Annotated in this window: 14 protein-coding genes; 6 read left to right on the top strand and 8 right to left on the bottom strand. The window is 54.1% G+C overall.

Annotated elements, in window-relative coordinates:
- Positions 1-76 precede the first annotated feature (76 nt).
- Positions 77-538 carry a thermonuclease family protein gene (locus AUR64_RS01180; protein ID WP_058580125.1) on the bottom strand — a complete coding sequence of 154 codons (462 nt, stop codon included), beginning with the start codon at positions 536-538 and terminating at the stop codon, positions 77-79.
- 476 nt (positions 539-1014) lie between these two features.
- Here AUR64_RS01180 and AUR64_RS01170 point away from each other — a divergent pair, with 476 nt between their 5' ends.
- Complete coding sequence (locus tag AUR64_RS01170; protein ID WP_058580123.1) at positions 1015-1248, top strand: HTH domain-containing protein; 234 nt, start codon at positions 1015-1017, stop codon at positions 1246-1248.
- On the opposite strand, the gene AUR64_RS01165 is transcribed toward AUR64_RS01170, so the two are convergent.
- Positions 1249-1506 carry a winged-helix domain-containing protein gene (locus tag AUR64_RS01165; protein WP_058580122.1) on the bottom strand — a complete coding sequence of 86 codons (258 nt, stop codon included), beginning with the start codon at positions 1504-1506 and terminating at the stop codon, positions 1249-1251.
- A gap of 294 nt (positions 1507-1800) precedes the next feature.
- On the opposite strand from AUR64_RS01165, the gene AUR64_RS01160 reads away from it, so the two are divergent.
- Positions 1801-2439 carry a hypothetical protein gene (locus tag AUR64_RS01160; protein WP_058580121.1) on the top strand — a complete coding sequence of 213 codons (639 nt, stop codon included), beginning with the start codon at positions 1801-1803 and terminating at the stop codon, positions 2437-2439.
- 262 nt (positions 2440-2701) lie between these two features.
- Here AUR64_RS01160 and AUR64_RS20275 read toward each other — a convergent pair whose 3' ends face one another.
- Positions 2702-3409, bottom strand: coding sequence for a hypothetical protein (locus tag AUR64_RS20275; RefSeq protein ID WP_155120414.1), 708 nt, complete (start codon positions 3407-3409; stop codon positions 2702-2704).
- Between the two features lie 164 nt (positions 3410-3573).
- Between AUR64_RS20275 and AUR64_RS01150 the strand changes: the two genes are divergently transcribed.
- Both AUR64_RS01150 and AUR64_RS01145 read left to right on the top strand, forming a co-directional pair.
- Entirely contained in the window at positions 3574-4053 is a 480-nt protein-coding gene (locus AUR64_RS01150) for a winged helix-turn-helix transcriptional regulator (RefSeq protein ID WP_058580119.1), read from the top strand.
- Positions 4050-4523 carry a hypothetical protein gene (locus AUR64_RS01145; protein WP_058580118.1) on the top strand — a complete coding sequence of 158 codons (474 nt, stop codon included), beginning with the start codon at positions 4050-4052 and terminating at the stop codon, positions 4521-4523. Before AUR64_RS01150 ends, AUR64_RS01145 begins: the two co-directional genes overlap by 4 nt.
- Before the next feature lie 319 nt (positions 4524-4842).
- Here AUR64_RS01145 and AUR64_RS20270 read toward each other — a convergent pair whose 3' ends face one another.
- A complete protein-coding gene (locus AUR64_RS20270; protein WP_155120412.1) occupies positions 4843-5382 on the bottom strand; it encodes a hypothetical protein in 540 nt (179 codons plus the stop codon).
- Positions 5383-5844: 462 nt separating this feature from the next.
- On the opposite strand from AUR64_RS20270, the gene AUR64_RS01140 reads away from it, so the two are divergent.
- Complete coding sequence (locus AUR64_RS01140) at positions 5845-7041, top strand: DUF6498-containing protein (protein ID WP_058580117.1); 1197 nt, start codon at positions 5845-5847, stop codon at positions 7039-7041.
- A gap of 444 nt (positions 7042-7485) precedes the next feature.
- The gene (locus AUR64_RS01135; RefSeq protein ID WP_058580116.1) at positions 7486-8874 is read left to right on the top strand and encodes an ATP-binding protein; all 1389 of its coding nucleotides are present in this window, start codon (positions 7486-7488) and stop codon (positions 8872-8874) included.
- Between the two features lie 208 nt (positions 8875-9082).
- Here the strand turns inward: AUR64_RS01135 and AUR64_RS01130 are convergent, their stop codons facing one another.
- Genes AUR64_RS01130 through AUR64_RS01115 form a run of 4 tightly spaced genes read right to left on the bottom strand, consistent with a single transcriptional unit; the run spans position 9083 to position 12552 of the window.
- Positions 9083-10297, bottom strand: coding sequence for an MFS transporter (locus AUR64_RS01130; protein WP_058580115.1), 1215 nt, complete (start codon positions 10295-10297; stop codon positions 9083-9085).
- Between the two features lie 24 nt (positions 10298-10321).
- On the bottom strand, positions 10322-10987 hold the full coding sequence (locus tag AUR64_RS01125) for an ABC transporter permease (protein ID WP_058580114.1): 666 nt from the start codon (positions 10985-10987) through the stop codon (positions 10322-10324).
- On the bottom strand, positions 10988-11983 hold the full coding sequence (locus tag AUR64_RS01120) for an ABC transporter ATP-binding protein (RefSeq protein WP_058580113.1): 996 nt from the start codon (positions 11981-11983) through the stop codon (positions 10988-10990).
- A complete protein-coding gene (locus AUR64_RS01115) occupies positions 11980-12552 on the bottom strand; it encodes an ABC transporter permease (protein ID WP_240479557.1) in 573 nt (190 codons plus the stop codon). The genes AUR64_RS01120 and AUR64_RS01115 overlap by 4 nt, the downstream gene beginning before the upstream one ends.
- Positions 12553-12595 lie beyond the last annotated feature (43 nt).

Below are 12595 nucleotides of genomic sequence, written 5' to 3'. Positions count from 1 at the left end.
TCTTACGTTGCGCAGATGAGACTATTATCGACTCGATAATAATACTATGTTCGGAAACGGAATCGTCGCCCTTCGCTCAGCTCAGCGATTCACAGGCTTCACCGTCGTCATCGCCGTCGAGTCCGTGTGGATCGCTCGTGTCCTGTTCGTAGACGTATTGAGCTTGTTCGTGCGTGTCGAAGTCTCCACAGTTGTAGTCGCCGTCGTCAGGTACTGGCGGAAGATCAATATCCTCGTCATTGACTTCGTCTTCTTGATCGTCTTCGGGTTCCGGCGTCGTGGTAGGCGTCGGCGTTGAGACATCCGTGCACTCCCAAAGCCCGCGATTGTTGTTCTGTGCAGTTTCTTCGGACTCGTAGTATGAGTCCTGTTTCATGAACTGGCTGTCGTACACGCGGCCGTAGCCGTTCTTCACAAGTTCGTGGTTGAAGTCTTCGCCGTCAAGTATGACGTACGCGAGGAGGCGGTCGTAGTATCCGCGCCGTGGCTCGTTGTCGTCGAGTGTGAGATGCATCTGGAGTTCTTCGCGTGCGCTCACGCCTGTGCCCCCTTCTGCCGCGCGTCGATTCGGAGTCCGGCGTGGGCAAGTTGTCCCATAGATTTCCAGCCGCGTTTCTGTGCGACGTATTGGTGCCAGTGAGACAGTGGGCGGCCGTCCAGTGGTTGGTAATGCTCGAGTTCGCGGCAACAGTGGACAACGACGGCGTCGGCAGGCTGGTAGTAGTGATGGGTGTAACCCTCTTTGTCGACGCCGAGGCTGAATGAGCGTGTTAGTGCTCGGGTGAAGTGACTGAGTAGTGATACGGTAGGCTCTTGTGTCGCGGCTTTCCTAGTTGACATTGGTCTTCTGGGTTCATTTGGAAGACCGGTCCCGCGTGTTCCAAGCACGCGGGCATTCTCGAAAGCTCCAGAGGGACCTGTCTTCCTCACCAATTGCTACGTAGCAATTGGCCTTAAACGCTTCCAATTGCCTCCTAGCAATAGGATTATCTGACACAACCACAACTGGCCAGTATGGACCGAAAACGAGACGACGAGGGCAGGTATTCCACACAAATCACGCCAGAAAACGTCCTCCAAATCCTCAAAGATGCAGACACACCCGTCCTTACGGCCAAACAAGTCGCCGAAGAACTTGGATGCTCAAGTGAAGCCGCACGACAGAAGCTTCAGTCACTGCACGAAAACGGTGACGTCGGAAAAATGAACGTCGGTGCTCGCGCTGTGGTCTGGTGGTCAGAGGAGTAGTCAGTTCTCGTCTTCAAGATCGGAGATTGAGAGTTCCCCATCTAAGTACCGTTGTCCTTTGTCTGATATCTCGTAGTAGCTCCCGCTCTCGACTTCATTCACCAGACCGTGTGCTTCGAGCTCATTCAATCGCTGACGAACCGTTGAGTAGCCGATTTGGTGGCCGTGACGGTTGAGATTGCGATAGAGGGGTTTCGGGGGGAGCTCTAAATTGTGTTCTGCAAGAAATTCTAAGATAAGCCCATCTTTAAGCGACATCCAGTTCGGACGTGGGCGCATCTTCAGAGACCAGAATCCCAACTACATTAGTGCAAACTATAACTGGATTTCTCACTCTACATATGCTACATTGATAGCACAAATGTGCTACCATTATGTGGGTGGAAGTCGCTATTGTACGTAACAGCCGCTCTCCGGGTATCAGTCCAAAAGGACCCGTGGTGAAGACACGGATCCGGTGCGGTTGTATCGAACCTTCCGCATGCCACAGAACACGCTCCCTACGCAAAAAGGTCTCGTCGCACAGCCATCCCACACGCTGGAGGTCACTCTATGACTGAGTCTATCGAAGACCTCCAGTCACGCCTCGACGATCTCGAAGACCGCGTCGACAATTTGGAAGACGAGAAATCAGACCTCGAAGACACAGTCGAAGCACAAGCTGAGACGATTGCGTCTCAGCGTGAGCAACTGAAAGAACAGCACGAGCGCCTCACAGAGTTCGAGGAGAAGCTCCGTGTGTCGACTGACCACCGAAAACACCTCCAACAACGCGTACACGCCCTCGAAACCTCTGAAGACTCAGACACTGACGAAACAAATCAAAGCAGATCGCCGTTACAGCAGCTCATTAGTCTCCCCTCGAAAGCGGTCTCGAAACTCACAGCCAACCAGGAGCGTGCTCGTTTCATCGCGAAAGACATCCGTGAGTTCGCCCAGAAGGTCCCCGCAGGATTCGCTATCGATTCAAGCACGATTCGGAAAGTCCTGAAGGCTAAGGAGGGTGCGACACCCCACACCCAGACTGTCACACGTGTCATAGAGTTCCTTGACCGACTGGGGAAAGAAGACGTACAGGTCGTCAAACGCCGTGGGACTAAGCGCGCTGTCTTCACAGAGCATGCAGTCTCTGAACTTGCGAGTACGTCGTCGTCTGGTGGTATCACGGACGTTGTGATGAGGTGGCGATAGAGAGCCTGTGATTACAGCGGACTAGTCTCTGTTGGAGACGTTGTCCGCTGACACGGACGCGGTAGTCTGCCGTATTATGAGCAACAGCACCCGGGAAATCCCCTCTGTGGATAGGTGTAGTAGTTGGAGAAGAAACGAGATTGGGGTGACTGTGCGAGTGCGACTAATCACAACAGCTGTGATTAGTAAGCTACCACGCGCTTCAGGGCGTGGCATTCAGCGTGGACTCCCGCTAATACCTCATGACCGCTCATTATTTTTCTCAAAACCGGTCGTCGTAGTATTGGTCTTGGAGTCGTGGCTTGCAGTCTTTCATTGCCCAATTCATGCTTCGACTCCGTATTTTCCGATGGACAGCATCGACTGCATTAACCTCGAATGTATCCCAGTGACATCTTTGGAGACCAACTCGACCTTTGACGAGGCTTCCTGTTTGGTCATAGTTGGTCTTCTCGAAGAGAACCATGGTTCTTGATGAACCCATGTCCATTTCACGGAGCCAGTAGTTCAATTCCTCGACGACAGAGCCATTTGCGTCCTGTGGTGTGTCATAGATCGCCTGTCCGTGGAGATGGTTAGTCTCTGGATCTTCTTTGTCCCGAAACGCCCTCGTGGGGAGAGTCGATCGACCAATCGTTGGGTCCAGAAAGAAGAAAATAGCGACATCCGCGTTTTGGAGAAAGCGGTAGCTCACTTCAGTCCAGAATTCACTGAGTTCTTGTTCCTCCTCTTTCGAGAGATCGTCTCCTTGGAGACGGGCTGGTGGAGTTTCATCGCGATCAGTACACAACTTCGCCCGTGTGAAGCCATCGTCGCGGAGGCGGTGTTTTATTTCGCTTAGAAACGGATGACAGTCGTTGACGTAGGGGCCGAGGATATGCACTCGGAGATACTTGTAGAGTGCGCGGTCAGAGGCCGCGTCAACTTTCTGTCGTTCTGCGTCGAATCCGTCTGGAAACCAACCTGCCATTGAGTTTGACAGTCAGTCTATGGCCTGCCGCTACCTTTAAGATTCCGGGTCAACAATACTTGACTGTGAAAAGAGCCTTGGAAGCCGTTCAATTGGGCCGGTAAGGACACCCAATGGGACCCCTGACCAAAGAATTAACACCACCCAATCAAATTTAATTGACTATGACGACTCAAGCGGTTCACAACACAGCTGGAAAACTCCCATTCGAGATTAGTGCTGCAATCAATGCGTTCAACAACGAAACGCGTCAGGCAGTCATAATCACGCTTCTGAATAAGGATGCTCTCCGCTTCTCAGAGCTTCGTGATTCGCTCAGTGATGAGGATAACCGACTGCACAATCAGACGCTTACGAACGCACTTGAGGCACTTCAGGAGGGTGGCCTGATCAACAAGCGTGTAGCGGATACTGAAAGTGAGCAGGTGAGATCGTACTACGAAGTTAGCGAGTATGGGGAACGATTTGTCCACCACTTGCTCAACTCACTAGGGTCAGTCGACGATTTCAGACCGCAGGCACAGTACGAACGCGTCGAAAACATGCGTCATCAAGCAGAGGGGTCTGTTGCCATTGAAGCTCCAGTCAATATGGATCAGAACACAGCTGAGGGCGACAGATCCACTCCTACGCCAGGTCAATGATACCCACACTCGAGCTTCCAGAGTATTACCTGGAGTCAGTCGATATGGACGTTTCTCCGACTGTCGGTGAAACTGTTGTTGGGGTTCTTGGAAGTAACCTCCAAGTAGAGTCACCCACTCTCAAGGATGAACCAGAGGGACTCCAGTGTGAGGCAGCCTTGTCGTTGCAGCTCTTCTATAATGGGAAGGCACCGTGGCAAGTCGATGAGGAAGTTGAAGAGCGATTTGGGACCGTAGATACTGAGTTTGTGATCTATGTCCCAGGGGAGGAGTCTCAGTTCGAGCCATATATCGAGGAGTGGCTCTCAACGGAGGAATACAAAGCTGCAGATCGTGAGTTTAGACACCACCTTGAATCAGGGATTCTACAGTATATTCTCGACCCAATTGGAGAACTTCTTGAGAACTCCTACAATGGGATTGTTCCGAGAATCGCATTCACGTCCGGTCCCTCAGAGAGAGACGCTTGAGTAGGCGGCTCTGTTAGTCTTGGAGCATGGCGACTGTTCGCCCCGTTTCCTCAGCTTCCTTACTACGCGACATACTGCATGCCGCGAGTGCTTCGTCAACTGCCTCATCAAGACTCATTGGTCAATCTAACTTTTCGAATAGTAATTTGAGTCTGTGACGACTATGGCTACTTCGCTTACACTCGCTGTCCAGCCTGCGGAAGTAAAGGAGGGTCGGTGCTTGAGGAAACGCGCCGACGTTGCTGAGGCTGATCTATTACAGAAGTTCAAGGAGAAAGCCCACGACTGAAGTCGTGGGAGAAGTCACCAGAATATCGACTTACTCGTTGTCACCAGCGTAGTGTGTGTCTTGGAATGGATGGGTGGGTGGTTGTTTTCTGCGAAGACGACGGAGTTGGCTTGTGGTTCGTGTGAGGATGTAGGAAGCTCCGGATGTTGGTGGGACGGGCCGGATTTGTGCTTCTTTGGCTTCGGTGAGCATCCAGCCGTCGACACCGTTGAGTTCCATGAATCGAAGTATGTTTTTGACGCCAGGGGTTGCGACGAGTAGTCGTTGGTCTCCGTGTTCTTCGATGAGGTGAGCTGCTTGGACTCCGTCCTCTCTTGCAACGACGGAGGCAGGTGCAAGCTCGTCAGTGGGCACGAGTTCGCCCGCAGCATTTTCGACGGGTAATGGATCAGCGTAGAAGACGCCGTCGAGATTACGCCAAAATAGGTCGTGTTTGCGTGCAATTGTCTGGAGTTCATAGAGTGATCCAGAGTATCGGACCGAGATACTATCTGACCATACAGCACACTCGATGACGCCCGATAGCTGCTGGAGGTCGCGCGCCGCGGCCTCAAACCGATTAGTCGACATATCAGCACAGATGATATGAATGTACTAGGTTAACTCTTGTTCGGTTTTGAAACCGATAAAATTGGCTTATAGAGTTCTTGAAGAGGCCATTAACGCTGTATCAGTGGAAACCTGCTTTCTGAGTGATTTATGACTGATTTACATCATTTCAAGAAATGTTATCGAAAACCGAGATAAGATTCGAACCGCATCAGAAAGTGATATAAACAACCTTTGGAGCTGAATGACCTCGCGATGGTGACTTCTTTTGAACTCGTTCTTCAGTGTGCATTGTACGAAACACTCGAAATGACCCCTCCCTTAGCCAAGAAGGCTATCCTTCTAAAGAACCGAAAACGCGAGCTATACCCGGTATTGCTCGTGATGAACACTCGAAACCACCTCTCTCTATGACTCGCGGGTGATTTCGGAACATACCCCCATCAAATAACTATCCTGAGTCTGAGGCCACGTACGCCCTCTATGCAGTTCACTCCCGGGGAGAAGCGACGATTGAAGCTCATTGCGTTGCTCGCGCTCAATGTGGGTCCACTCGTTGGTGTTGTCGTTCTTGACTGGTCCCTAGTCGCGTTGCTGACGGTCTACTGGATTGAGCTTGGTGCCTGTCTCGGATTCGCTGCCCTTGAAGCATTGTTCGCAGAAGGAAAACCCGACTATGACGCCGAGGGATTCTCATGGCTCGTGATTGGTGCGCTCTCGGAGAAACGCGGCCGAATACCCATCCCTGGTCTTCCACTATCGATTCAGATCGCGAACGTTCCAGCGATCGTGATGACACTCATACTCGGCGGTATCGGATGGCTCCTCTTCGGCGGCGTCGGCGTCGGTGGTGTTAGCGAGGCTACGGAAGCAACCATGAGTGACTCTGAATCACTCTCAGCCGGACTGGGAATCATCGCCGTGACCATTGGCCGGGCTGTCGACGCAGCCAGCTACTTCGCTAACAAGGAGTACAAATCAGTGTCAACTCAAAAGCCGCTTCAGTCAGCACTCATCTCTGTAGGTGGAATCGGCTCAGCGATGTTTTTCGGAGGTGGACTCGTCATTGCCGGCGCCCCCGGATGGCTTATTTTGATTGGTGTGTTTGCCGTGAAACTCCTCGCAGATATTATCGATGTGTATCGTGACCGACTGGAGGCCTATGACGAACGTACCTCCGTGTATCTCGGGTTTGAGGACAAGAGCACTGACTGGGAACCAATTAACATGGAGTTCAACGAATCTCCGGATATCGTTTGCCCGAACCGACTCGCACTCCTCATTGGTGGTGTCGTACGTGGTCTTTTGTCACCCGCTGCGCTATTGCTGGTCACACCGCTGCTTCTACTAGGACTGCTTGCGGTTGCGAATCCCGATGGGAATCTATCCAGTCTTCTCAGTGACGCCGTTGTGGTGTTAGTAGGGACGTTTGCGGTGTGTGGTGTTATCGATCGGTTGGTCCGGTATCTCTGCATGGAGTACCGCATCGCTGGTGGTGTCGTCGGTTATGATCGAGTGTTTGGACCCCAGTGGCGGCTCTCCTCTGACCAGCTTGCAGACGCAGAACGTACGCAGACAGTGACTGACAGATTGTTCGGAACGGAGACGGTTGTCGTAGAGCAAGATGACCGAACAATTCGGCTGCCGCATCTCTCTTCGCGCGCAATGGCGTCCTTCTAGCGTACTCTGTCACAACACGATTACACAGCCTCAATATGCGACGAACCCGTGACCGTGGCTGATAGGTGACACTCAGGACATGATCACGGCATTGCCCGCCTTTCGAGTTGAATCCAGTACTTCCCGATAGCTCTCTTAGTGGTGGTTGTTCTTGTCTCTGAGTGTGCTTAGCAAATACCTACGACAGGTATCGAAGTTGAGGACAAAAAGTACCAATACTAACTCTACGGCGACTGTGCAGACCCAAGCCCCTTCACACAGATGCAAGGAGGAAGCCCACGACTTCAGTCGTGGGTCACCGACATGTCGGATAGTAAATTCAGTCTGTCGCCGACATGGAGAGGGACTCCCCACCCTGCGTCTGTAAAGATAGAAATCTAGATTTCCGAAATCACGATTTCCATAATCGGTAGTTCTATTTTAGCGGTGAACAGATAGAGTTGTATGGTCGAATTCGTTGATCGAGACGAGGAACTCGATCAACTCACAGGGTGTTACGAGTCCGACACGGCAGAGTTCGTCGTGATTTACGGGCGGCGGCGGCTTGGCAAGAGTGAGTTAGTCCGACAGTCCATCGCAGACCGAGACGACGCAATCTATTATCAGGCGGTCGAGTCAACGGCGCAAAATCAACTCGAACAGTTCGTAGACACTGCGACGACGCAGTTCCCATCGATACAGAACGTCCGTCGTGACTGGGAGATACTCCTCGAAACGCTCGGGGAGCAAGACGCAATCGTCGTTATCGACGAGTTCCCCTTTCTCATCGAGGAAGACGAGTCCCTTCCGTCGCGGATTCAACGCGTCTGGGATCTGCAGTTACAGGAGACGGGTATGACGCTTGTCCTTGTCGGGTCGTCAATCAGTGTCATGGAGGAGAAGGTCTTGTCTGGAAGCGCACCGTTGTATGGTCGTCGGACCGCAACGATTGATTTGAAACCGCTTTCAGCCGGTGATGCACGTGAGTTCTTCCCGGAGTATAACGTCGAGACAGCTATCACGGCGTGGGCGATCTACGGTGGTACCCCGCACTACCTCCAGACAATTGACCCTAAGCAGTCGCTGGCGACGAACGTCCAACAGTCGATTCTCTCTGAGCGTGGGCTCTTGTATTCGGAACCGGAGTTCCTGCTTCGGACAGAACTCCGACAGCCGAATACGTACTTTAGTATTCTCCGGGCGCTTGCACATGGCCGCCGAACACCGAATGAAATCGCAGGCATGGCTGGAGTAGAGTCGCAGTCGCTCAGTACATATTTACAGAAGCTCCGGCGGCTCCGTCTCGTTGAACGCCACATCCCTGTGACGGAATCACCGACGGCGTCAAAACGGGGACGGTATCGAATTGCCGCGCCGTTGTTCAGATTTTGGTTTCGATTCGTATACGGTAATCAAGACCGGCTTCGCATTCTCGACGAGAATGCGTACGACGACTTCGTCGAACCAGAGATCGCAGATTACGTAAGCCCGTTGTTTGAGCGACTTTGTCAACAGGCGTTGCCGTATCTGATCGACCGACGCTTTACCGATATTGGCCAGTGGTGGTTCAAAGAGCACGAACTGGACGTCGTTGGCTTGAGTGAAACAGGGCTTGTGGCTGGTGAGTGCAAGTTCACGTCCCAACCTGTGAGTGAGGGAGTTCTCTCGAATCTTGAACGAACAGCAGCAGAGGTGCGATGGTCAAATGAGCCTGCAAATACTGAGCCGCTATACGTCTTGTTCAGCCGCTCGGGATACACCGACGACGTCAAACACGCAGCTGAGAGACGAACCGATGTACGCCTCTATGAGTTGTCTGACGTACTCTCCGCGTTGTCAGTACCCCACAACTAAAGCCGCTGAATCCTCCAACTTGATAAGAACCAGTTGGCGAGAATGGATATCAGACCGCTCGCTAACAGTAGTGGACTGTCACAGGTGTGCCATCACTCGCCTGCAGTCCTCTATCATCCCCGCTTCAGGGGCACCCCTTAGAACGACGAGGAAAAAGTGAATTAAATACCAGTCAACGGAATTGAACCTATCCAGGCGCGCCAAGAGGTCACCGGACTCCACGGACTGTACATCCTGCCCCGAGAATAGCAAGGAGCCCGAATCCGACGAATGCAATCCAATAGCTTCCAGCAAGTCGGTAGATGAGCCCAGTAAGATACGGCGCGAAGAGTCCCGAAATAGCGAACGAGATAGATATCGCACCGAACAACGAACTGATATTGGCTGTTCCATAGACGTCCGCTATGACAGGTGCGAGGAGGGCTCCGTTCGCGCCATACGCGACACCGAAGAGGACGGCAAATCCGACGAGTGACGCGACCGAACTCGTCGCCGGAAGGATCACGACCGAGATCCCAAGCACGAATGCGCTTACGAGGAACGTCTTCGGGCGTCCGGTCCGGTCACCGATCGGTCCCACTCCTATCCGGGCCACTCCCGTCGATACGCCGATCACACCGAGGAGCCATGAACCGGTAGAGCTACTCAATCCCGGCTGTGCCGACACGTAGAGCACGAGGTGTGCGAGCACCGCGTAGACCGGGAGGTAGATGCAGGTCCATCCCACGAAGAGCCACCGGAACGAAGCAGAGCCAACGACGGATCGGAGGACCTCATGCTGTCTACGAAAGCGAGATCGAGCCGACTCGTCGGCACGAGCTTCGACCCGGCCGTCGGGATCGACGAGAAGCTGCGTGGCGACGGCTAATAGACCGACAACGAGCACGAAGATTGCGAAGTAGGCTGATTGCCAGCCGTTCGTGGCCACAAGGTGCCGTGCGACCGGTGCGATTCCGAGCAGCCCGACGCCGATTCCAGAACTGGCAAGTCCGGAGGCGAGGCCTCGACGCTCGTCGAACCACCACGTAATGGTCACGGACGAGGCGACGTAGAGGATTCCCATCCCGAGTGCGGCGACTCCTCCGTATGCAACGACCAATGAGACAAGCGAGGTCGCTCGACTCGCCCCGAGTAACCCAATGGCGAAGAGTCCAGTACCGAACACCCACGCCCGCTTGACGCCGTAGACGCTGACAAGTGGGCCGAGCACACCCGCCCCGAGACACATGACGAACGTCTGGACGGCGAAGACAAGGGAAACGACATCACGCGATCTCCCAAACTCAACGACGAGACGCTCGAAAAACACGCCGAAGGAATACGAAACGCCGAAGATGGCGACCGTACCGAGAAAGCACGCGACAACGACCAGCCAACCTACATAGAGGCTTTCTCCCCCACCGTACGTTGGCGAGTCACGCATCTTTCCGAGGCGAGACTGGGATAGTCAGGCCGCGACACCCACCTGGGCGTCGTTGTCTTGCCCGAGATAACGCTCGATGCTGGCGAAGAGCAAGTCAGCGGTAATCGCCAATATGGCACCCGGGATGGCTCCCGCAAGCATCTGTGGAGTGTTGAACAACTGGATGCCTGTGATGACCCAGACACCAAGACCGCCGCCACCGATGAAGAACGCAAGGTAAGCCGTCCCGACGTTGATGACCGAACTCGTCCGGATTCCTGCGAAGATGACTGGAAGTGCGAGCGGGATCTGGATCTTTCGAAGGATCTCCAAATCGGTCATCCCCATTCCACGGGCAGCGTTGACTGTCCCCTCATCAACATCCTCGATTCCAGTTACGGTGTTCGTGAGAATTGGCAAGAGCGCGTAGAGCCAGATTCCGAAGACTGCCGAGTTGAATCCGATTCCGAGGAGTGGGTAGACAAGCGCGATGACTGCGAGCGTTGGCACCGTCTGCGAAACGTTCCCGACAGCCATCACGACGCGTTTCGTGCGATCATTCTGCACTGCGAGGATTGCGATCGGGATGGCGACAACTATTGCCCCAAGTTCCGCGATGACGACCATGAATAGATGCTCTTGTAAGAGGGTCAGGAACTCGTTGAAATTCCCCGTGAAGTAGTGCCAGGCATCGACGAATGCGCTCACAATTCACCCCTCCGTCCGAGCGATCTGATGTATGTCGGATTTCTCGATCTCTCCGACGACGCGCCCGTCATCGGTGACCGGAAGCGTCTCAACGTCGTACTGGATCATCCGCGAGAGTGCGACCTGCGCAGAATCGGTCGGCGAGAGTTCGTGACTCCCGTTGCCGTCGGTCGCAACGGCAACTCCTCGGCCGCCACTTTCTGCCTCTTTCACGGGGGCGGCCAGTAACTCTTTGACCTGTGTCACTTGCAACCGCTTCAGGCCGCGATCGGCACCGACGAAGTCCTCGACGAAGTTGTTGGCCGGGCTTTCGAGGATCTCCTGAGGAGTCCCATATTGGACAACCTCACCGACGTCGTAGATGGCTATCTTGTCGCCCATCTTTAGCGCCTCGTCAATGCTGTGCGTGACGAACAGAATCGTCGTGTTGATTTTTTCTTGGATCTCGAGGAACTCGTTCTGGAGGGTCTCACGCGTAATGGGGTCAAGTGCTCCGAACGGCTCGTCCATCAGGAGGACGTCCGGATCACCGGCGAGTGCGCGGGCGATACCGACGCGCTGGCGCTGGCCGCCGGAGAGTGATCTCGGGTATTGGTCGCGGTACTCGGTCGGTGGGAGGTCCATCAAGTCCAAGAGTTCGTCAATCCGGTCGTTAATTCGGTCGCGGTCCCATCCCTTCAGCTCGGGCACCGTCGCAACGTTCTCACCGACGGTCATGTGATCAAACAGGCCGATTTCTTGGATGACGTACCCGATCTCTCGACGAAGCTGGATTCGATCAAGTTCCTGGATGTCGGTCCCCTCGTAGTAGACTGTTCCCTCCGTCGGATCTTCGAGTCGGTTCACTAACTCCATTGTCGTCGTTTTCCCACAGCCAGAGGGTCCAACGAGGACTGTAGTGGTCCCTTTCTCTACTCCGTAGGTCACGTCCTCAATGGCCACCATATCGTCGCCGTACACCTTGGTCACGTCGTCGAACTCTATTGTGTTCGTGGTCATGCTATCACCTGTTGGAGGAGCCGCGTCACGCGGGTTGTACGAACGTCTTCACCGTTACGTGCTCGCAGAAGCCGTGCGCTGATGCCGAGACCGTAGTCGAACGCGAGCGCCAACGCCGACAGTACGATTGTCGTTACGACAATCATGTCGACGTTCCGCTCGCGGATTCCTTGGAAGAGGTAGTCGCCGAGGCCACCGGCACCAATGAATGCGCCGATAGCGGCGATTCCGATAACGAGGACGACGGCGTTTCGGACGCCGGCCATAATCACCGGAAGGGCCATCGGGAGCTGTACCCGTCTGAGTCGCTCAAACCGAGACATTCCGAGTCCGCGTCCGGCTTCAACTGCCGCTTGATTCACCTGAGTCAGTCCGATGTAGGTGTTCCTGACGATTGGGAGTTGTGAGTAGAGAACGAGCGCGATAACGACCGAGGGCGTGCCGATCCCGAAGACAGGAATCAACAGGCCGAAGAAGGCGATGCTCGGAATCGTCTGCATGATACCTGCCGCCCAGAGAATGGGACTTGCAGCTCGCTCGTACACACTGACGATTGTTCCGAGTACCACGCCTAACGGAACCGCGATTACGAGCGTGAAGACTGCAATCCGC

The sequence above is a fragment of the Haloprofundus marisrubri genome, from assembly GCF_001469955.1.
Classification (GTDB): Archaea; Halobacteriota; Halobacteria; order Halobacteriales; family Haloferacaceae; genus Haloprofundus; species Haloprofundus marisrubri.
Note: the sequence above shows the minus strand (reverse complement) of the source record. Positions and strands in the feature narration are given on the sequence as shown.